General features: G+C 38.7%; 23 protein-coding genes. 7 read left to right on the top strand and 16 right to left on the bottom strand.

Going from position 1 to position 20,835, the window contains the following annotated elements:
- Positions 1 to 224: 224 nt before the first annotated feature.
- Positions 225 to 881, bottom strand: coding sequence for a VOC family protein (locus NF867_RS08815; RefSeq protein ID WP_252587452.1), 657 nt, complete (start codon positions 879 to 881; stop codon positions 225 to 227).
- Positions 878 to 1,666, bottom strand: a complete 789-nt coding sequence (locus NF867_RS08810; RefSeq protein WP_252587451.1) for a PhzF family phenazine biosynthesis protein — start codon at positions 1,664 to 1,666, stop codon at positions 878 to 880. The genes NF867_RS08815 and NF867_RS08810 overlap by 4 nt, the downstream gene beginning before the upstream one ends.
- Positions 1,667 to 1,801: 135 nt before the next feature.
- Here NF867_RS08810 and NF867_RS08805 point away from each other — a divergent pair, with 135 nt between their 5' ends.
- Complete coding sequence (locus NF867_RS08805; protein WP_252587450.1) at positions 1,802 to 2,509, top strand: hypothetical protein; 708 nt, start codon at positions 1,802 to 1,804, stop codon at positions 2,507 to 2,509.
- 7 nt (positions 2,510 to 2,516) lie between these two features.
- On the opposite strand, the gene def is transcribed toward NF867_RS08805, so the two are convergent.
- Complete coding sequence (gene def / locus NF867_RS08800) at positions 2,517 to 3,116, bottom strand: peptide deformylase (protein WP_252587449.1); 600 nt, start codon at positions 3,114 to 3,116, stop codon at positions 2,517 to 2,519.
- Between the two features lie 96 nt (positions 3,117 to 3,212).
- Complete coding sequence (gene ruvX / locus NF867_RS08795) at positions 3,213 to 3,635, bottom strand: Holliday junction resolvase RuvX (RefSeq protein ID WP_252587448.1); 423 nt, start codon at positions 3,633 to 3,635, stop codon at positions 3,213 to 3,215.
- An 88-nt stretch (positions 3,636 to 3,723) separates the two neighbouring features.
- On the opposite strand from ruvX, the gene NF867_RS08790 reads away from it, so the two are divergent.
- From NF867_RS08790 to NF867_RS08775, 4 genes are all read left to right on the top strand, one after another.
- The gene (locus tag NF867_RS08790) at positions 3,724 to 4,848 is read left to right on the top strand and encodes a DNA polymerase III subunit (protein ID WP_252587447.1); all 1,125 of its coding nucleotides are present in this window, start codon (positions 3,724 to 3,726) and stop codon (positions 4,846 to 4,848) included.
- Between the two features lie 44 nt (positions 4,849 to 4,892).
- Positions 4,893 to 6,398: a PSP1 domain-containing protein gene (locus NF867_RS08785; protein WP_252587446.1), complete on the top strand. Its 1,506-nt coding sequence runs from the start codon at positions 4,893 to 4,895 to the stop codon at positions 6,396 to 6,398.
- Entirely contained in the window at positions 6,399 to 6,869 is a 471-nt protein-coding gene (locus NF867_RS08780; RefSeq protein ID WP_252587445.1) for a gliding motility lipoprotein GldH, read from the top strand.
- A 352-nt stretch (positions 6,870 to 7,221) separates the two neighbouring features.
- On the top strand, positions 7,222 to 7,674 hold the full coding sequence (locus tag NF867_RS08775; RefSeq protein ID WP_252587444.1) for an energy transducer TonB: 453 nt from the start codon (positions 7,222 to 7,224) through the stop codon (positions 7,672 to 7,674).
- 59 nt (positions 7,675 to 7,733) lie between these two features.
- Here NF867_RS08775 and NF867_RS08770 read toward each other — a convergent pair whose 3' ends face one another.
- Together NF867_RS08770 and amaB are read right to left on the bottom strand one after the other, a co-directional pair.
- Positions 7,734 to 8,207: a hypothetical protein gene (locus NF867_RS08770; RefSeq protein WP_252587443.1), complete on the bottom strand. Its 474-nt coding sequence runs from the start codon at positions 8,205 to 8,207 to the stop codon at positions 7,734 to 7,736.
- A gap of 86 nt (positions 8,208 to 8,293) precedes the next feature.
- Complete coding sequence (gene amaB / locus NF867_RS08765; protein WP_252587442.1) at positions 8,294 to 9,838, bottom strand: L-piperidine-6-carboxylate dehydrogenase; 1,545 nt, start codon at positions 9,836 to 9,838, stop codon at positions 8,294 to 8,296.
- A gap of 154 nt (positions 9,839 to 9,992) precedes the next feature.
- On the opposite strand from amaB, the gene NF867_RS08760 reads away from it, so the two are divergent.
- Entirely contained in the window at positions 9,993 to 10,463 is a 471-nt protein-coding gene (locus tag NF867_RS08760; protein WP_252587441.1) for a low molecular weight protein-tyrosine-phosphatase, read from the top strand.
- A gap of 89 nt (positions 10,464 to 10,552) precedes the next feature.
- Complete coding sequence (hisS, locus tag NF867_RS08755) at positions 10,553 to 11,914, top strand: histidine--tRNA ligase (RefSeq protein ID WP_252587440.1); 1,362 nt, start codon at positions 10,553 to 10,555, stop codon at positions 11,912 to 11,914.
- 28 nt (positions 11,915 to 11,942) lie between these two features.
- Here the strand turns inward: hisS and NF867_RS08750 are convergent, their stop codons facing one another.
- The 10 genes from NF867_RS08750 to NF867_RS08705 all read right to left on the bottom strand — a co-directional run bounded on the left by NF867_RS08750 (position 11,943) and on the right by NF867_RS08705 (position 20,835).
- Positions 11,943 to 12,857: a helix-turn-helix domain-containing protein gene (locus NF867_RS08750; RefSeq protein ID WP_252587439.1), complete on the bottom strand. Its 915-nt coding sequence runs from the start codon at positions 12,855 to 12,857 to the stop codon at positions 11,943 to 11,945.
- A 20-nt stretch (positions 12,858 to 12,877) separates the two neighbouring features.
- Complete coding sequence (locus tag NF867_RS08745) at positions 12,878 to 13,642, bottom strand: SDR family oxidoreductase (protein WP_252587438.1); 765 nt, start codon at positions 13,640 to 13,642, stop codon at positions 12,878 to 12,880.
- 20 nt (positions 13,643 to 13,662) lie between these two features.
- Positions 13,663 to 14,559: an NmrA family NAD(P)-binding protein gene (locus NF867_RS08740; protein WP_252587437.1), complete on the bottom strand. Its 897-nt coding sequence runs from the start codon at positions 14,557 to 14,559 to the stop codon at positions 13,663 to 13,665.
- Between the two features lie 114 nt (positions 14,560 to 14,673).
- The gene (locus NF867_RS08735; RefSeq protein ID WP_252587436.1) at positions 14,674 to 16,158 is read right to left on the bottom strand and encodes a lipopolysaccharide biosynthesis protein; all 1,485 of its coding nucleotides are present in this window, start codon (positions 16,156 to 16,158) and stop codon (positions 14,674 to 14,676) included.
- Between the two features lie 27 nt (positions 16,159 to 16,185).
- On the bottom strand, positions 16,186 to 16,650 hold the full coding sequence (locus NF867_RS08730) for a GNAT family N-acetyltransferase (protein ID WP_252587435.1): 465 nt from the start codon (positions 16,648 to 16,650) through the stop codon (positions 16,186 to 16,188).
- A gap of 76 nt (positions 16,651 to 16,726) precedes the next feature.
- Positions 16,727 to 17,782 (bottom strand): pseudaminic acid synthase, encoded by a 1,056-nt coding sequence (pseI, locus tag NF867_RS08725; RefSeq protein WP_252587434.1) that lies wholly within the window; start codon positions 17,780 to 17,782, stop codon positions 16,727 to 16,729.
- Positions 17,779 to 18,246 carry a GNAT family N-acetyltransferase gene (locus NF867_RS08720; protein ID WP_252587433.1) on the bottom strand — a complete coding sequence of 156 codons (468 nt, stop codon included), beginning with the start codon at positions 18,244 to 18,246 and terminating at the stop codon, positions 17,779 to 17,781. Before NF867_RS08720 ends, pseI begins: the two co-directional genes overlap by 4 nt.
- Positions 18,243 to 19,265 carry a UDP-2,4-diacetamido-2,4,6-trideoxy-beta-L-altropyranose hydrolase gene (gene pseG, locus NF867_RS08715; protein WP_252587432.1) on the bottom strand — a complete coding sequence of 341 codons (1,023 nt, stop codon included), beginning with the start codon at positions 19,263 to 19,265 and terminating at the stop codon, positions 18,243 to 18,245. The genes NF867_RS08720 and pseG overlap by 4 nt, the downstream gene beginning before the upstream one ends.
- Before the next feature lie 4 nt (positions 19,266 to 19,269).
- Positions 19,270 to 20,103, bottom strand: coding sequence for a phytanoyl-CoA dioxygenase family protein (locus NF867_RS08710; RefSeq protein WP_252587431.1), 834 nt, complete (start codon positions 20,101 to 20,103; stop codon positions 19,270 to 19,272).
- A 9-nt stretch (positions 20,104 to 20,112) separates the two neighbouring features.
- Complete coding sequence (locus tag NF867_RS08705) at positions 20,113 to 20,835, bottom strand: glycosyltransferase family protein (RefSeq protein WP_252587430.1); 723 nt, start codon at positions 20,833 to 20,835, stop codon at positions 20,113 to 20,115.

Here is a 20,835-nt window from a genome sequence, read left to right as displayed (position 1 = left end):
AAAGATTGATTGATAGAATTGCCCTAAGGCGCGGAAATATATACTAAACCCCCAAAGGGGTAATAATTGTGGTGGTAATAATAGAAATAGCGCAAACAATTACCTGGGCGGTAATTACTTTATTTGTCATATTTAACTGCGCGATTTTCATTTATTAATTCTCTATTACAAACTTATAAATTTTATTAATAATTCAAAACTATTTCAATAATAATATCGATTTTTCAATTGGTAAAATCAAAAACTACATTATCATCAGTTTCAAATTTCACTTCTAATGCAAATGCCTTTGCATTCATCTGCGTTGGATACCAATTTCGATTTGCTTCTGAAAGGATAAACAAACCTTCATCATTTCCTAAAGCGGCGAATTGTTCCGTAGAAGTTGATGGAACGAAAATATCTATCCCATAATGTTCGGCAAACTCCGTTATTGTGCTTTTTACGATGTTCACCACTAAGCCTATCTCACTTATAGACAAAAAAGATTTAGCAGAAAATGCTGCAGAGGATTGATTCGATAAATTAAACTGCGCAATGAGCTCAACTATGTTCCCAACCGGATCAATAAAGTAAACTGATTTAGCATTCCAATTACGAAAATCAGCAATAATATCTCCCACTGAATTTACTTTTAACAATGAGACAAATGGGCCGATATAGCTTATTGCTTCGGTCAATTGATTCTTGGGAATATTTATAGCAAAATGATAATACGGCTTATCATTTTCGTCGGATGGATGAAAAACCAAAAGAGTACTGCCGATTTCAATTAGTAGTTCACCCTCTGTTTTGCTACCCTTCAAACCCAGTTGCTTACAATAGAACTGTTCTACCAGCTCCAAATCACTTGTTTGTAGTTTTACTCTAAGAAGTTTCATGGTAAAAACAACTGGCCTTTCATATACAGCTTTGCTGTTCCACCAATTTCTACACGGTCGCCCAATAATTTACATTTAAGGGTTCCGCCCCGTTGCGAAAGTTGTTTTGCGTAAAACGATTGTTTGCCCAGTTTTTCGGCCCAATAAGGAATAAGCATCGTATGAGCCGAGCCTGTAACCGGATCTTCATCAATACCAGAGCCAGGTGCAAAAAACCGCGAAACAAAATCAACTTCATCACCCAATGCTGTAACAACTACTCCTCTTACTTTAATTGTCCTTAACAGCGCGTGATTTGGCTGAATAGCTTCCACCTCTTGCTGTGTTTTTACCACAACTACATAATCGGTTTTGCCCTTCAAAACCTCAACCGGATGACAGTTTAAAGCTTCAATAAGCGCCTTTGGATAATCTGTTTCCACACTCGGAACATTAGTTGGGAAGTTTAAAATGAAAAAGTTATTATCCTTCCGAACCGTTAATTCACCGCTTTTAGTTTGAAAACGAATCAAATCATTCTCATATTTCAATTCATCAAATAAAACCAGGGCTGTTGCAACCGTCGCATGACCGCATAAGCTAACTTCAATAGTGGGTGTAAACCAACGTAATTCAAAGTGGTTACCCTTACGAACTACATAGGCCGTTTCCGAAAGATTATTTTCAGCAGCAATTGATTTTAAGAGCTCATCGGGAAGCCATTCGTCTAAAAGACAAACCGCCGCAGGATTCCCCTTAAATAAGTGAGCGCTAAATGCATCAACCTGATAAATGTCTATTGCCATCGTTCTTTTAATTAATGGTTCAAAAGTTAAGGATTATTTAATAATACGCCTTTATATCATATCATTTTCGTAATTTTTTAAAACGTTAAACAATTAATACCACTAGTAGGTTAACCAGTTAAAGGAGGATAAAATATGCCTGAGTTTTCTACCTTACTACAGTTGCTTCCAGATGGTGGCCCAGTTTATACCGAAACTAATTTAAAATACTTTATTGTTGAGCCCTTTAATGCCTTGTCGTGTTTGCTGTTTGTTGGCATGACCGTTTATTGGGTAATTAAATTAAAAGGACGTTATCGGGAGTTTTGGTTTTTAACTTTATCCGTCATCTTCCTTGGCATTGGCGCTGTAGGGGGTACGTTATATCATGCGTTCAGAGAATCACATGTATTTCTATTAATGGACTGGGTTCCCATCCTCATTCTGTGTTTCATGGCCGGTATTTACCTGCTCTACAAAGTTACCCGCAAGAAGTATTATACGGCTTCGGTTATATTAGGAGCACTGATTATTATGAGCATTATCTGGAAGTTCACAGTTTCAGAACACACTCATTTGGGCATCAATCTTAATTATGGTTTTATGGCCGCAATTGTAGTCGGACCAGCATTTTCTCATTTGCTCATCAACAACTTTTATAAATGGAAACTGCCGGTTTTTGCATTCGCCTCCTTTCTGCTGGCCTTGTTTTTCAGAATTTCGGATAGTTGGGGACTATTATCGATTGGAACTCATTTTTTGTGGCATGCCTTCGGGGCTTTAGCTGCCAATTTTATGTTTCTTTATATTTATAAAATCGACAGAAAAGAACGTGAAATATCAGGGTGGGAGTTAGGGATATGAGCCCTAACTACCTTCTGCCTTTTTTCCTTGCCGGAAATTTCATTTTATAATCCGTTTTGATGTTTCCTTTAGAAATTGCATCTAAACGGCCTTTTAGCATCGCTTTCTTCAATGGATTGAGGTAATCCGTAAACAATTTACCTTCAATATGATCGTACTCATGTTGAATCACCCTTGCTGCAATACCCGAATACTCTTCAATATGCTCCACCCAATGTTCATCGAAATATTTTATTTTGATATTGGCAGGTCTTAAAACATCCTCCCTGATCTCAGGAATACTTAAGCATCCTTCAGTAAAGGGCCATTTTTCACCTGTTTGCTCTATCATTTCAGCGTTAATAAATACCCTTTTAAACCCCTTCAACGCTTTTGATTCAGCTTCAGTTATTTCATCATCATCATCATCGCCAAAAGGTTTTGCATCAATTACAAATAAGCGAACAGAAAGCCCTACCTGTGGAGCTGCAATACCAACACCACTGGCATTATACATGGTTTCGAACATATTGGTAATTAACCCTGACAGATCGGGATAATCTTTATCAATTGGTTGTGCTTTTTTTAATAAAACAGGATCGCCATAGGCGGTGATTGGTAATATCATTTATTCTGAAAATTATTGAACAATTGCTCAATCAACCGTTGGAGGGCCGATTTGCATTTTTTATTTTTAAACAGGCTGCAAAAATACGAAAAAGGCTTAAAAGCCAAATGAGCGTTTTTCCATATATGATTGCAGGATAATTACAGCACTAACAGTATCTATTAATTCCTTCTTTTCTCGCTGAGATTTCTTTAGACCGCTTTGAGCAATAGTTTGACTGGCCATTTTTGAGGTGAACCGTTCATCCATACGTTCAATAGGAATCAAAGGGAATTGCTTTTTTAATAAATTAATAAATGCATCCACGTGTCTTGCCGATTCAGAGGGAGAGCTATCCATTTGTTTTGGTTCCCCAACAACAAATGCATCTATAGTTTCCGTTTTAAGATAATCATTTAAAAATGTCACAATATCCTTTGGATGAATGGTTGTTAAAGCTGTTGCTATAATTTGTAAGGGATCAGTAACTGCTATCCCTAAGCGTTTAGTGCCAAAATCAAAAGCCATTAATCGAGCCATAAGTAATAAATTTATGCAAAGGTGGTCAGATATTAGAAGCTTTAAAACAGAATAGTGAAAAAGACCGAATATTTTAGAACTTTACGACATGCTGTTTAAAGACATTGTAGGCAACAAAGACGTTAAAGAACAATTGATTAGATCGGTTAACGAAAACAGGATCAGTCATGCGCAATTATTTTTAGGCCCCGAAGGCTCCGGCGCCTTGTCATTGGCCATTGCCTATGCCCAATATATTGCTTGTGAAGATAAACAAGCGGATGACTCTTGCGGGCAATGCAGTTCATGCCGCAAGTATCAAAAGTTCATTCATCCCGACCTTCATTTTTCCTACCCCTTTATTGCCAACAAAACCCATAAAGTGGAAACCAGCGTAGATGTGATTGAAGAGTGGCGGAAAGCCCTCTCAGGTGATAAATACTTGTCACTTAACGCCTGGTTAAAATATCTCGACGTTGAAAACAAGCAACCCAACATACCCATTGCCGAATGCCATGCGATCATTCAAAAATTAAGCTTAAAGCCGTTTGAATCTGAATTCAAGGTGTTAATCATGTGGCTTCCTGAATTTTTAGGCAATGAAGGAAACTCCTTGCTGAAGATTATTGAAGAGCCTGCACATAAAACGTTGTTTTTATTAGTTGCCGAAAACCGTGATAAAATGTTGAATACGATCTTATCACGTACGCAATTGGTTAAAATCAATAAGCTTAGTAACAAAGATATTCAGCAGCATTTTATTGAATCACATAACTGCGATTCGACACAGGCAAACCGCATAGCTTATCTTTCTAATGGAAACATGGCTACAGCTTACTCTATTTTTAATGAAGAAGAAAATAAAGAAACCGGAAGTTTTGCTGACTGGATGCGACTTTGTTATACTGGCAACGGAACCGGAATTGTAAAATGGGTAGAGGACTTTGCCAAAATTGGCCGTGAGCGACAGAAAAATTTTATTCGTTACGGCCTCAACATCATTCGCGATTGCTTGTTATACGGAGATGGTGTTAAAGAAATGATCTATCTGGAAGGAGAAGAATTGGAGTTTGTAAGTAAATTTTCGGCATTGGTAGGCGTAAAAAAGGGCGAAATGATAGTCAAATGCTTCGAAGAGGCCATCTATCATGTTGAAAGAAATGCAAACCCGAAAATCTTATTTTTAGATGTATCTTTGCAAATTAATCGTTATTTGCGAACACAACCGTCCTGATAAATTTAAAGGATCGGTTTCATTATAGATAGAGAAAAATAAATATGGGATGTAGTACCTGTTCAACCGGAGGTTGTACCCCGGCCGGATGTAAAAGCAACGGCTCGTGCTTAACCGACGGTGGATGTAGTAAGCTGGATGTTTACGATTGGCTGTCCGACATGGACCTGCCTGCACACTATAAACCATTTAACATAGTTGAGGTAAAGTTTAAAGGATCACGTAAAGACTTTTATGTGAACCCCAACAATCATTACCTCGAAATGGGCGAAATGGTAGCCGTAGAAGGCAATCAAGGTGGATATGACTTAGGACACGTGTCATTGACGGGTGAACTTGTGCGTATGCAGATGAAGAAAAAAGGCGTGAAAGACTCTGTTGAGTTTCGCAAAATCATCCGCAAAGCTAGCCAGTCAGATATTGACAAATGGAAATTAGCCAAAGGCCTTGAATATGAAACAATGCATAAAGCTCGTACGCTGGCTCTTGAACTAGGGTTAAAGATGAAGCTTAGTGACGTAGACTATCAGGGAGATAAAACCAAAGCTACTTTTTATTATACCGCTGATGATCGTGTTGACTTCCGTGAATTGATCAAGCGCATGGCCGAAACATTTAAGATTCGAATTGAAATGCGCCAGATTGGAATGCGTCAGGAAGCTAGCCGTTTAGGAGGAATTGGTTCATGTGGACGAGAGCTATGCTGTTCGACATGGTTAACTGATTTCCGGACGGTATCAACCGCTGCTGCACGTTATCAAAACCTTTCTTTAAACACATTAAAACTTGCCGGGCAATGTGGCAAGCTGAAGTGCTGTCTGAACTACGAATTGGACACATACATTGATGCGTTAAGAGATATTCCAGAAAACGTTAGCGGACTGCAAACGGAACGTGGTTATGCACGCTTACAAAAAACGGATATTTTCAAAAGAATTATGTGGTTTAGCTACGAAGGAGTTACCGACTGGATTCCGTTGGAAGTAACTAAAGTGCGTGAAATTCTGTCGATAAATGCCAAAGGTCAGAAATCGGCTGATATCAAATTCCTTGAATACAATACTTCTTCTACTGCAGCTAAGCCTGTTACCTTTGATTATGAGAATGTGGTTGGTCAGGATTCACTAACCCGCCTCGATGAAAAGAACAAAAAGAAGAAAAAGAAAAAATCTAAGGGAGGTGCTGGCCAGAAAGATGAGGCAAGAGGTTCGCAAGAACGGCCACAACAAGCTCAGCCAAAGCCACAACAAGCTGTGACTCCGCAACAAAATCGCCCTCAACAGGGCCCCGGAGGCAATAAACCTCAACAGCAAAGCCGTTCGCAACAGCCGGGAGGCCAACAACAAAATCGTCCTCAACAACAAGGAGGAGGTCAACAACAGAACCGCCCACAGCAACAGCAACGTGTAAATAAACCTGCTGAAAATCAAAATCGTGAACAACAGCCAAATGACCAACAAGGCAACAAAAATCAACGTAATAATCAACGCCGTGGCGGTCAGCAGAGGAATAATCCAAAACCAACCAATAACGATTCAACTAAGGAGTAAATGTCTAGAAAAACCTGTTTATTGAGCGGCATTATAGCCATCGCTTTGTTTTTGTTTTCCTGTACAGATAATTCGGTTTATAACAACACTTTAACCATTGAACCTAAAGGCTGGCTTTCAAACGACAAGGCTGTTTATGACGTAAAGCTTGACCAGGCTGGCACTTATTCAATTTATCTTAATTTGAGACATACGGATGATTATAAATATTCCAACATTTTCTTCCGGATGTATGTTAAGAATCCAGATGGAAAGAATCAAACAACCCGTATTATTGAGGTTAAATTGGCTGAAAAAGACGGAAAATGGATTGGATCTGGTTCTGGAAAACTGGTTGCTCGAAAAGTGTTCTTAACCGATGGATTTAAATTTGCGAAGCCCGGCACTTATAGAATCGAACTTGAACAATACATGCGCGATGATCCGTTAAAAGAAATCTCAGACATAGGTATTGAACTTATAAAGAAATAAAATGAAGCTGCTTCGGCAGCTTCTTTATTTTACAAGTATTTTATTTTCAGCTTTATTGGCTTTTCTAATGAAGCTGAATTTGTTTGTTCCCCTTCCAGAATCTTTACTTGATCTAAACAAAATCAACAAGAAGATAATTAATTGATATCCTGATAATTAAATGAATATTAACACTTATCGTGTTTAAAATATCTATCATAAAATCAAACATTAAAACCAAACTCTATTTATAAAAACCTTACTTACAAGAGTTTGTATTTATTAGAATGAATATTTATTAAACAAAAGTTTTTGATTTTAAGTATTAATAGATTACATTCAATCATTAAACAGTTAAACCAAACTCTATTATATGAATACATCTAAATCTTTTTGCTTGGGAATTCTTGTAATGACCCTATGCTCATCCTTTATCGAAGGCAAAGTTTCTTCCCAAACAACCTCAATAATACAGCAAACAACTCAACAAGATCCTGAGGACAATGATATTTATTTGTATGTTGAGAATCCACCAAAATTTCCCGGAGGTTCAACAGCTTTAGCCAATTTCATCAATCGAAATTTAAAATATCCTCAAAAAGCATTAGAAAATTTCACTCAAGGAAAAGTTTCGGTTTCATTTGTTGTAAAGAAAGATGGCTCTATTAGTGATATTAAAGTGATTAAAAAAGTGAAGGATGGATTAAGTGAAGAAGCGGTTCGGATTATTAAAGCAATGCCAAAATGGAAACCAGCTGTTCACCATGGATTAATTGTAAATGCTAAATATGTGCTTCCAATTGACTTTAAATTGAACCTAAGCTAAACTCTAAATGAATCAGTATAAACATAAAAGCCAATGGATAAACTTCATTGGCTTTTGTGCTAAAATAATGCTTCCAATTCCTGTTGAAAGTCAAACTGCAGATCTTCATGAAGCTTTTCAATTGCTTTATTAATTAGCTTTAATTGTTGCTGATAAAGATTTGTTAATGCCGTACTTGTATTCAGTTTAATTCTTGAACCTTTTAATTTGTGACAGAAGTAAATAAGCAATTCTGCTTCTGTTGCCTTCTGGCCTGAATATTTAATATATTTTTTAGTAGTACGAAGTATCTTTCGAACAGCCTTAGTTGCTAAATAGGTGTTTAGTCTCGGCATATCTTCAAACTGCTCATCAATTAAACTCTTCACCGCTATCACGTAAGCATTTTCATCCTCAGCTTCAAAAATCAAATACGTTAACAGCTCCTTATTCTCCTTTTTATATTTCGCCATCCTTAGGCAAAGTTCAATCAGTTTATTAGGAGGCTGGGATTGAAGTTCTTTTTTAAGATCTGTTATAGATGCAGCTTTCATTCGGGAAAATTACTTAATAGTTACCATATCCATACAAAATAAGAAAGGAGCCCATTAAGGCTCCTTTATCGAGTGAATTTGAGTTCTTATAGATCAAACTTAATACCCTGAGCTAAAGGCAAATCAGCCCCGTAGTTAATCGTATTCGTTTGACGGCGCATATATACTTTCCATGCATCCGATCCTGACTCACGACCACCACCGGTTTCTTTCTCGCCACCAAAGGCTCCACCAATTTCGGCGCCAGAAGTACCAATATTAACGTTTGCAATACCACAATCAGAGCCTGCATGTGAAAGGAATTTTTCCGCTTCACGCAAATTGGTTGTCATAATTGAAGAAGAAAGCCCCTGTGGAACACCGTTTTGCAAAGCAATGGCATCCTCAATTGTCTTATACTTCATAATGTATAAGATCGGTGCAAAGGTTTCGTGCTGAACGATCTCAAAGTGATTCTCAGCCTCAAAAATGGCAGGTTTCACATAACATCCCGATTCAAAACCATCGCCTTCCAGAACACCGCCCTCTACAAGTATTTTTGCACCTTGCTCTTTTGCTTTAGCAATGGCATTTTGATATTGCTGAACAGCGTCTTTATCAATCAACGGACCAACATGATTGAGTTCATCTAAAGGATCGCCAATACGAAGTTGAGCGTAGGCGGCTGAAAGTTTGGTTTTAAATTCTTCATAAGCCGACTCATGGATAATTAATCGGCGAGTAGTTGTACAACGTTGACCAGCAGTACCTACAGCGCCAAATACTACTCCTGGCAAGGCTATATTTAAATCAGCATGTTCTGAAATGATGATCGCATTATTGCCGCCTAACTCCAACAAACTTCTGCCTAAGCGTTGACCAACTGCTGCTCCAACAGCCTTACCCATGCGGGTTGAACCGGTAGCCGAAATAAGTGGCACACGCTCGTCATTAGCCATTAGCTCCCCGATTTCTCTATCGCCAATTATTAAGCATGATACACCCTCATCAATTCCATTGGCCGCAAGCACCTTGGCAGCAATTTTCTGGCAGGCAATAGCTGTTAAAGGCGTTTTCTCCGAAGGTTTCCAGATGCAAACATCTCCACAGACCCAAGCCAATGCGGCATTCCATGACCAAACCGCTACTGGAAAATTGAAGGCTGATATGATTCCAACTAAACCCAATGGATGATACTGCTCATACATACGATGACGTGATCGCTCCGAGTGCATCGTTAAGCCATATAACTGCCGAGAAAGACCAACTGCGAAATCGCATATGTCGATCATTTCTTGCACTTCGCCCAGGCCCTCTTGCAGACTTTTGCCCATTTCATACGATACCAAAGCACCTAATGCTTTCTTTTTAACTCGAAGTTCTTCACCCAGCTGACGAACAATTTCTCCGCGCTTAGGTGCCGGCAATAAACGCCAACTTTCAAAAGCTGATTGAGCTGTTTTAATTACCTGATCGAAATCATCTCTAGTGGCAAATAGAACGTTGGCAATTGCTTTTCCATCAACAGGTGAAAAAATTGTTTTGCTTGAGGCATTTGTACCTGCACCCCAATTCTGGCCGGTACTCCATGCTTCATTGTTTTCTAAAATGTGTAACTCCTCAAGGACTGAAGTTATATTGATTGAATTCATGATAATGTGTGGGTTTGAAGTAAAAATAGAAATCCTTAAAAGATTATTGCAGAAAAAAACCGCGAAAGTTTTTCACTTTCGGATTCATCCTATTGCTTTCTGCTGGCTACAAATCATTAAAGGTTAGTATTCATTAAACATTTATCTTTGAAGCATGAAAATACTGATGGTTTGCTTAGGAAATATTTGCCGCTCACCTATGGCAGAAGGAGTAATGCGCTACATGATTGAGAAGAACCAGCTGCAATGGAAGGTAGATTCATGTGGAACCGGTAGCTGGCATATTGGCGAAGCTCCTGACAGCAGGGCACAACGAACAGCCAAAAATTTTGGCGTTGATATCAGCGACCTGCGTGCACGACAGTTCTCACAAGCTGACTTTGATGAATTTGACCGGATTTATGTGATGGACCAGTCGAACTATAGCAATGTTCTTTCAATGGTTCGCAATGAACAAGATCGTTTAAAGGTGGATTTATTATTAAACGCTTCTCATCCGGGCAAAAACATGGAAGTTGAGGATCCGTGGTTCGATGAATCACTGTTCATCCCAGTTTACAAACAAATTGAACAGGCATGCAATCAGATTATCAATGCTGAATTAGGCATACTGAATAAGTTTTAAACACTTAAATAATTGTATTTTTGCCCGCCGTATGAACCCAGGTTTTATATTCTGGGTAAACGATCATTTAAAAGAAACACAAACAACGAATGAAGCCTAGTATTCCAAAGGGAACCCGCGATTTTTCTCCAGTTGAAGTAACCCGCCGCACTTATATTTTCGATACCATTAAACGTGTATTTCAGAAATTTGGCTATCAGCCTATTGAAACACCTGTTATGGAGAACCTGAGTACCTTAACCGGCAAATATGGTGAAGAAGGCGATCAACTGATATTTAAGGTGTTAAATTCGGGGGATTTCTTATCAAAGGCCGATGCCAAAAAACTGGAAGACCGGAACTCAAAGGCTCTTACGTTTGAAATTTCAGAAAAAGCGCTTCGTTACGATTTAACTGTTCCGTTTGCCCGCTATGTGGTTATGCATCAGAATGAGATCGCTATGCCATTTAAACGCTACCAGGTGCAGCCGGTATGGCGTGCCGACCGACCACAAAAAGGACGTTACCGTGAGTTTTACCAGTGTGATGCTGATGTGGTAGGTTCTGAATCGTTATTGAATGAAGCGGAGTTTGTTTGCATTTACGATGAGGCTTTATCAAACCTGGGCTTAAATGACTTCACAATAAAGATCAACAACCGCAAGATATTAAGCGGAATAGCCGAAATTATTGGCAAACCCGAATTGATTGTAGATATGACGGTTGCCATTGATAAGCTGGACAAAATAGGCTATGATGGCGTTGTTAAGGAATTGATTGAACGTGGCTTCAACGAACAGGATGTTGAAATACTTCGTCCGTTCATTGAGCTAAGCGGTTCAAATGAAGAGAAACTACAAGTGCTAAGATCAAGCCTAAGGTCAACAGAAATTGGTAAAAAAGGCATCGAAGAACTGGAGACTATCTTTAGCTATCTTTCGGCATTTGAGTTAAAAAAAGCTAAAGTAGAGCTCGATATTACCCTTGCCCGTGGTTTAAATTATTATACAGGCGCCATTTTTGAAGTAAAATCAAATGAGGTCCAAATGGGCTCGATTGGCGGAGGTGGTCGTTATGATGACTTAACCGGTATGTTTGGATTAAAAGGTGTTACAGGTGCTGGTATTTCATTTGGTGCCGACCGTATCTATGATGTAATGCTCGACCTTAACCTGTTCCCCGAAAGTGCAGTTATCTCCACCAAAGTACTCATTACCAATTTCGACGCAAATGCAGAGAAATATGCTTTGCCAATTTTAGCTAAACTAAGAGCAGAAGGAGTAAATACCGAACTGTATCCAAGTTCTTCAAAACTTCAAAAACAAATGAAGTATGCCGATGCTAAACGAATTCCTTATGTAATTCTGATCGGAGATGAGGAAATTCAGTCAGGTCAACTAACCATTAAAAACATGATTAGTGGTGAACAGGAAAAACTCGCAATTGAAAGTATCATTGCTAAACTAGCATAAAGAACGCCCCGAATAAATCGGGGCGTTTTTAGTTAAATGATTGTCGGAATTTTAAAGGAGAAAGGTTTGTCTTTGTTTTAAAGAACTTACTAAATGACTGTGAATGTTCAAAGCCCAGCTCATATGCAATTTCGCTTACAGACAAGTCAGTAGTTGACAATTTCTCCTTAGCCTTTTCCATTAGCTTTTCGTGAATGTGCTGCTGCGTACTTTGACCCGTTAATGATTTAAGTAAACCGCTCAGATAACCGGATGAAACATTTAGCTTATCAGCTACATACTGCCCCGAAGGCAAACCCGATATTGAAAGTTGAGGATTGTTGAAATAGCCATTAAGGATATTTTCCAACTCATTTAACAATTTATGATTGGTTATTTTACGTGTAATAAACTGACGTTGGTAAAAACGCTCTGCGTAATTAAGTAGTAACTCCAATTGGGCTATGATGATGTTCTGACTGAATTTATCAATGTTAGAATGGTACTCTTGCTGAATATTTTTGACAATCATGTTAATCATAGCTTCTTCTTTCTCAGATAAAAAAAGCGCTTCGTTTACTGCATAATCAAAAAATTCATATTGCCGTATATTCTTTGAAAGTGGAGTATTCCACAAAAAGTCAGGGTGGATCAAGAGTATCCAACCTGAAGGCTGTAGTGAAGGATCATTTGGCGGACTCAAATGCAACACCTGACCAGGAGCCAAAAAATACATAACACCCTCATCGAAATCATATTCCTGTTGCCCATAACGCATCTTTCCACTTAAACCACGTTTAATTGAAATAGAATAATAGTCGGCAACGGTAGCCTGAACTTTACTCGTATCTTTTGCAGCGGCCACTTGCGTGTAATCCACCACACTAATTAAAGGATGCTCCGGCTGCGGCAGGTTGAACAAGCGATGAAACTCGGTAATACTTTTGATTCGCAAGGGTGTCATTTTGTACGGCATTAAACTGATTAAATTGCTTGGCCGCCTGATACTTCAAGGCGTTGCGCATTGATCCAACGCGCATCATCAGTGCATAAAAACGCAACTACTCCACCAATATCATCAGGCAGGCCCACTCGTCCAAGTGCGGTAATACTTGCAATTTGTTTATTGATTTCTTCATTATCTCTTACACGACCTCCTCCAAAATCAGTTTCAATAGCTCCCGGCGCCACTACATTCACGCGAATTTTCCGGCTACCTAATTCTTTAGCCATATAGCGAGTAAGCACCTCAACTGCACCTTTCATTGAAGCATACACCGAAGACCCCGGCATGGTGATACGAGCAAGACCGCTGGAAATGTTAACAATTCCTCCTCCATCATTCATATGCGACAGCGCTTTCTGAGTAAGAAAGAAAATTCCCTTGTAATGAATATTGAAGATAGCATCCATTTGCTCTGCTGTGGTATCGGTAATTGGGGAATATAAGGCTGTACCGGCATTGTTAATCAGAAAATCAAACTTAGGGCTACCTGTTTCAGCTTGTAAGTGCTCACTTACTTTTGTCAGAAAAGAATCGAATAATTGAACATTACTTGTATCTAACTGAAAAGCAAATGCCTTTTGTCCCAATGCTTTTACTTCGGCAATTACTTCATCTGCTGCTGCTTTATTTGTATGGTAAGTAAACACTATATCAATACCTTTTTGAGCTAGTGCTACTACCATATTTTTACCTAATCCCCGACTACCACCGGTAACCAAGGCTATTTTATTATTGTTACTCATGTTCTATCTAATTAAATCGTTTAATATTTCATTTGATTTTGTTTGTAAGCAACGGCAAAATCCTTTGCAAAACTTTCGAGGGTTACTTTCCCATGGGTTATCTCTTGCAGATTCATATGCTCCCTTAAAATGCCATTGTGTGTTGCTGCACCAAGTTCTACCAATGCTGCTGCAGTAGCTGGCGACATCCCATTTCGCTCAAGATTATGTTGCATTTCCGCATCTGAAATTGTTTTCCATTGAAGTTCGGGAAGGTTAATTGCTTTTCCAAGTACACCGGCAATCTCGTTACAAGTTCGATTGTCACTAACCACATAACGAACGCCTGATTTAAAAGTTTGTTTGGTAAGTTCTTCAGCTACAGCCGCAGCAATGTCCAGGGGTGATACTAAAGGAAGCTTATCCTTCCCGTCAAAGTTAGCAGCCATCCTACCGGTGGCCTTTATCATTGGAATAAAAGTTAAGAGATTATAATAGAAATATCCAGGGCGCATATGCATCACATTTACGTCTTTCAAAGCATTGAACAGTTGCTCAACTCTATTTGACCCTACTATAAAACCAGTACCACTTGGCCGATGGGCACCATAGCTACTCAGTTCAACCACTTGTTTTACACCCGCATGTTCGATTGCTTTAGTATAATTAGTGCCAATACAACTATAATAGTCCACTTGATCAGGTGCTGCGAAATCAGGAGGTATCATACAATAAATAGCATCAGCCCCTTTGAAGACTGTTTTTAAGAATGCCAGATCGTCAATACTGCCAATTGCCGCTTTGGCGCCCAGCAATTCTATTTCAGTTCTTTTGTAATCATTGCTACTAATAACAATTACTGAATGACCGTCTTGAACTAACAGCTGTGTTAAAGGTTTGCTAATGTTCCCTAAAGAACCGGTGACTATGATCTTCATTTTACACTTGTTTTGACAATACAAAGGTTCAAAACAACTGAAAGAAAGATGTAGCCAAATCGATGTTTATTGTAGCCAAAAATGCGAAGTGGACAAGGGGAGGTTTCCCTTATCTTATTTTTTCAATCCAATTTGTTTTAGTTTCCCATTTACTAACTCATTCATCTCCGGTGAAAGGTGGAACCAGTAAATAACGAATAAATAAATTACTGTTATTAATCCGGAACGGATGATAATATCAATGATAAAATTAGGCAAAGCCGGCAGTAAATAATTCAACGCCAAAACAATCAAACCAACCAGTAAAACTGCAGCGTTTCTATAATTAAATGGCTGTAAACCAAACTTAAACCATACAAAGAGGTAGCGGAAAAAATTAAATAAGAAAGTCCCTGATGCGGCAGCCATGGCTGCGCCTGTTAAACCGTATTTGGGGATAAATAAATAATTAGCACCAATGATGATTCCGATAAGAGCAACAAAGAAATACGTATCGAATCTAAAGTATTTTGAAGTTCCAAGGATAACCCCATTTACACCTGTGGCCATATCAAATAAACTACCAAGACCAACAAACAACACCACATATTTACCCTCAATATATTCAGCAGGCAGAATATGAAACACATTATCAATATTAGCCCAAATGCCAATAAACAACAGTAGACCAATAAGCAATTGGTTGATGCAGCTTTTTCGATAAATCGAAAGGATACCATTCATATCACGCTCCTTCCAGCGATCGGCAATGATTGTTCCTGCAATACGGTACATCGCCCGCGAAGGCATTGCAATTACCGCGGCAAAGTAAATGGTAATGTCGTAAATACCTGTTTCGCTTAATCCCAACAGGTTATTGATCATTATCTTGTCAATATATTGAATAACCGCGGTGGTAAAACCACTAATAATGGCAAAAGAACTGATACTTACCATTCCTTTAATGAGTGCCTTATTGGGGAAAGAAAGCTCCGAAGTAAAGTCTAGTCGGTTTTCACGCCCTAACTTAATCGCAATAATTAGTGTGGGTAAAATATTAGCAAAAAGCCAAACATAAATAAACTGTTGAAAGTTGAGGGTAAACACCAAAATCAGTGTCATAGACAACGCCACAAACAATTTCTGATAAAACTCACGTAAAGCTGTTCCTGTAACGGTATCATATAGCGCCCGGTTATAGTTATCAAGTACTCCAAAGAATTGAAGAAAGAATGATAGTCCCCAAAGCACAGGGCCATACTGCTTAAACACCAGTTGAAATCCAGCATTGCTACCCCAAAGGGCTTCTCCTCCAAAAGCTATAAAGAGCCAGCAAAGAAGAAATCCTACTGCCGAAACAAGACTAGAGAGAAACAGGAAGCCATGATTGTTCTTTTCGGCATTACGAAAATAGGGAAAGAAACGCATGGAAGCCGTTTGAAACCCTAAGCTAGATAATTGGGCAATTACACTGGAGTAAGCTAATAAAAGCCCTAAAACACCGTTTTCATCAGTACTTAAACAACGAGGCCGAAGGACAACTGTTGTTACAAATCCTACGGCCACCCCCAGATATGAGTAGATTGTTCCTTTTATGGTTTGTTTTTGAATTAATCCCATCAGGAATAATTAAAGGAATAATGGTGATTATGATTTCCGAATGGTGTAAACAAAACTAGGAATTTCGTTTATCACGGTTTCCTTCTCAAATTCAAACCCCGAATGTTCGAAGGCCCTAACTGATGCCATATTTTCCTTGCGGATATAAGCTCGCACCAAATCTCCAGGGAAAAGAGTGAAGAAGTGGCGGCATGCATCCATGATCATTTGTTTCGCCAATAACCGACCTCTAAAATCCTTATCGATAGAAATACGAATGATAGTATCACTATTATGTCGTTCAAAGCGAATTTGCCCGATTGGCATTCCAGTTTCATACTCGAACAAAAGCATGATCGAGTTTTCATCCTTTAAACTGGCATTGAACCAATTTACGTGTGTTTGATAATCGATCTTTTTCTGACTATAAGAGTTTTTACGAGCCTGGTCTTCATTTGCCCATTTAAAGTATAAATCAACGTCGGTAGGTTTCGCTAGGCGGTGAATGATCATATAGATATTTAGATATAAATTCTGATTGATTATCAAATTCAATCAATCAGTAAAAGTAACGGTTATGTTTTAAAAATTACAAATTTATAAGATCCCAGGCCAAAGGAGTTCCTGCTATTATAGCAGTTTTAGCCCTTTTACCTAAAACTTGCTCATAATATCGAGTGTGCAGTCCATTTGCAGGTCTGATCGATTTTACATTCTCTTCTGAGAACTCTTCTCCTTCTTTCAGGTCCTTTACCACAAATAATGATCGCTTAAACTGTAAACTATTCTTTTCCTTATCTGAAAGGGTATAATTTACTTTACCCATTGCTAAAAATGCACGCTCCGATTCGATAACCAGTGCTTTCATTTCTTCAGGCTCCAAAGAGAAAGTAGAGTCAACACCTCCATCGGCTCTACGTAGTGTGAAATGTTTCTCAATAACTCTTGCTCCCATGGCCACAGCAGCTACTGAAGCTCCAATACCCATAGTATGATCAGAAAGCCCTACCTGCACATTAAATAATTGGGCCATATGCGGAATGGTTAGAATATTCGTATTCTCTGGTGAAGCAGGGTAGGTGCTCGTACATTTTAACAGCACCAATTGCTCACAACCTGCATCTCTCAACACCCTTACCGATTCTTCAATATCAGCAACTGAAGCTACTCCGGTCGACATAATCACAGGTTTACCTGTTTTTGCGACCTTTTTTAACAGAATATGATCAGTGTTCTCAAACGATGCTACTTTATAAGCAGGAACATCTAAGGTCTCAAGAAAATCAACTGCGGTAACATCAAAAGGAGAACTAAAAGCCAGTATTCCTCTTCTCTTTGCATGCTCAAATATAGGTTGATGCCATTCCCATGGAGTATAGGCCTGTTCATAGAGCTTGTAAAGGTTTTGACCTTTCCATATTGATTTATCATCATTTATGGTAAACTCTGCCGAACTACTATTAAATGTTATTGTATCAGCTCTGTATGTTTGAAGCTTAATGCAGTGCGCACCCGCATCGGCGGCGGCATCAACAATCTCCAATGCCCGCTCTAGCGATTGATTATGATTGCCCGACATCTCGGCAATGATAAACGGCTTATGCTCCGGGCTTATCTCAAAACTTCCAATTTTAAAAGGTCTCATTTTATTTCCTCTTTCCGCTTTTTATAAACCACACTTTCGCAATTACTCACGGTTCTTTTCTCGTAAAATAAGAACCCTGCCTTTTCAAAAGCGCTTATCGACGCTTTATTTTCTTCTTTTATATAAGCTGTTATTTCATTCTTTGGGAATTTTGTAAAGAAAAAATCACAGGCCTCTTTTAACATAATCTTCCCGAGTGATCTTCCTCTAAACTCTCTTGCGATAGTGATTCCAATTATGGTTTCATTCCCCATATTAAAACGAACCTGTCCACAAGCAACCTGATCTGAGAAAAAGATCAGTATAATTGAACCAGCGTTTTGCAATTGATTATTGAACCATGTTACATGAGTTTCATATTTAACCGGATCTGAGTTGAAAGAGTTTTTACGGGTCAATTCGTCATTAGCCCAATCAAAAATCAAGTCTACATCAGCAGGTTCGGCTTGTCTAAAACTGATCATAGCGCCAAAAATACATTTAAAAGTCGGCTTCCCGATTGTCCGTCAAAATATTGCTCTTGCGCCTTTATAACCTCTTCTCGCTGACTCTTATCTCTTAAATAGTTATAAATACCGCTAATCAATTCTGAAGACTTAAAATCTTTATCGATCGTTAAGAGCGCAAGTGTTTCATCTTCCAAAAAAGATCTGAAGTCTTTCTGGTTATCGGCTGTTTGAATTCCTATTATGGGTCTTCCAATTGCAGCCGCTTCATAAGAAATGCTACTGCAAGAACAGATAACCAATCCACTTTCTGCTATAGCCTCAGCCATTTGATCTGCAGATAAGTTTAAGCGGATCTCGACCTTTAAATCGTTATTAATTTTTATAAAGTTTTCTATTGATTCCAGATGTTTATTTGCTGCACCTACAACTAATTTAACTTTAAACTGAGTTCCAACAAGATGCAAACAACTTAAAACCTTCAACGAAATATTCTCAGGATCAGCCCCTCCAAGATTGATCATTAATTGATCATTAAACTGATAAGGCTTTTTTTGCAAGAATGCAGGTCTCAACAACGCATAATGAGGCCCTAAATAAAACCGAGTATATGGTTCGCAAGAATAAAGATTAGATTCAATGTTTCCAGCCTGATTAATGATTACATCGGCTACCATGTGCCACTTGTGCAGATCGTCAATTGCAACCAATTTACACCCTGATTTCTTTAGCAATCGTTGGTACTCGGTTTCAAAAGAATACCCATCGATTACAATGATATCCTCAGGAGATAAACACCTGGAAGCAATTTCTGCAGCCTCATCAACGAATGAACCATCTGACGAAAGTTTTATGACCTCTGAACAAGTCATCAATAATTGTTCGATCAAATGCTGTTTAGGCTCCCTTATCAGAAAGATGCAGTTGAAATGAGCTTTAAGCATTTCGGCCAAGGCCAAAGTTCGAACAACATGCCCTAGTCCGATCTGGCTATTCCCATCAGCACGTAAGTATACTGTTCGGCGACCTTGATCCATTCGATTACCCAATCAACGGTTTTAAATCAACCACTTCTAAATTATTCTCTTTCGCCAATTGAAGTATTTTCTCAGGGTAAACCGAAACCTTCAAATGTTCTTTAACATCTTTACGCTTAAGCATGTATTCATTCTTATATCGTTCGAAGTCGGCCGAAGGAGTTGCATACGCCATAAAGAATGATACTCTTTCCTTCTGCTCTGGTCTTCTTAAAAAAGACGGAATCAGTGATTCGCGGGTGGCCTTATTTACAGAAGCATTTTTTAAAAAGCGTAAACGAACCGCATTTCCGCTGTGCAATAGTCTCATGTTCCAAATTACCAGATCACCTGGTTCGGTATCAACAAACATAGCTGGCCCTGATTCATTCAGATGCGAACCCGGTCTGATTTTCAGGCCGCCACTATGGTATTTATGATCTTGAAGATAAATTCCTAAGCGAATGATACCGTAATTTTCGTTATTCCAATCGGGACCCTCATTGAATTTACGATCAACATTATCGCGATGGAAGCCACGCAAGCCTCTTCCAATTTGATAAGAACTGTCACCAAAGTAGAAGATATCATTTACTCCCATCACTGTTTTCACAATATGCAGAATACGCTCATCATAAACCAAAGAGAAAAGCAACTCTTTACTTAATACATCTCCATTAATGTATGTTGCGTCTTTAACCTGAGGCAATTTATACGTTAAACCTTTGGCTTTATCAATTTCAAACGACTTATAAACATTGTCTCTCAGCTGTTGAATTTCATCCGCTGAAAAAACATTTTTTACAATTGTATATCCTTCTTTATTAAACTGCTGTGTATCGATGGTTAAGGGTTTCATTAGTATGGTTTACAGTTTTTTTTGTTCTATATGTGCATTAATTGCCACCAAATCGGGCATATAATCGAGTAATGAAATTAGCTGCTTATAACTTAAGGCTGCCGCACTATATTCTTCAAATAACGTTTTTATCAGTTTAAAGTCATCCTCGGTATCAAGCGTTATACGATAAGCACTTTTATCCGTTTCATTTTTTATATGATGGAACTCAACTTTGCCTGACCGATTTTGATGAATGTATGGCGTTACGTGTTCGATGTCTGATAGCAATGTGGCGTTCTGGAAGGCTTCTTCTAAAAGTGCAAAGGAAAATATTTCGAAATCAAGACCACGTGGATACGTACGCTCCAATGCATTGGAAACGTATAAATTTGGTGTATAATGCTGTTTATAATAATTGACCGCACTTTTGATAAGATCGCCATCAATCAGGGGACAATCAGAAGTTACTCTAACAATAACATCTAACCCGTTTTCTTTTGCACAGCCATAATATCGACTTAGTACATTCTCCTCGTCCCCTCTGAAAAAAGAAATTCCATTAAGTTCGGCAAAAGCCACCACAGGATCATCCGTTTCATTTGTCGTAGTGGCAATATAAATTGGCAAGCCACTCCATGCTAATCGGTTAACATGATGCTTCAGCATAACCTGCCCGCCGGCTTTAAGCAAAATCTTGCCCGGCAAACGGGTGCTGGTCATTCGGGCCTGAGAAATAATTCCGATCTTCAT

It is taken from the genome of Solitalea agri (genome assembly GCF_023914155.1).
Taxonomy (GTDB): Bacteria; Bacteroidota; Bacteroidia; order Sphingobacteriales; family Sphingobacteriaceae; genus Solitalea; species Solitalea agri.
Note: the sequence above shows the minus strand (reverse complement) of the source record. Positions and strands in the feature narration are given on the sequence as shown.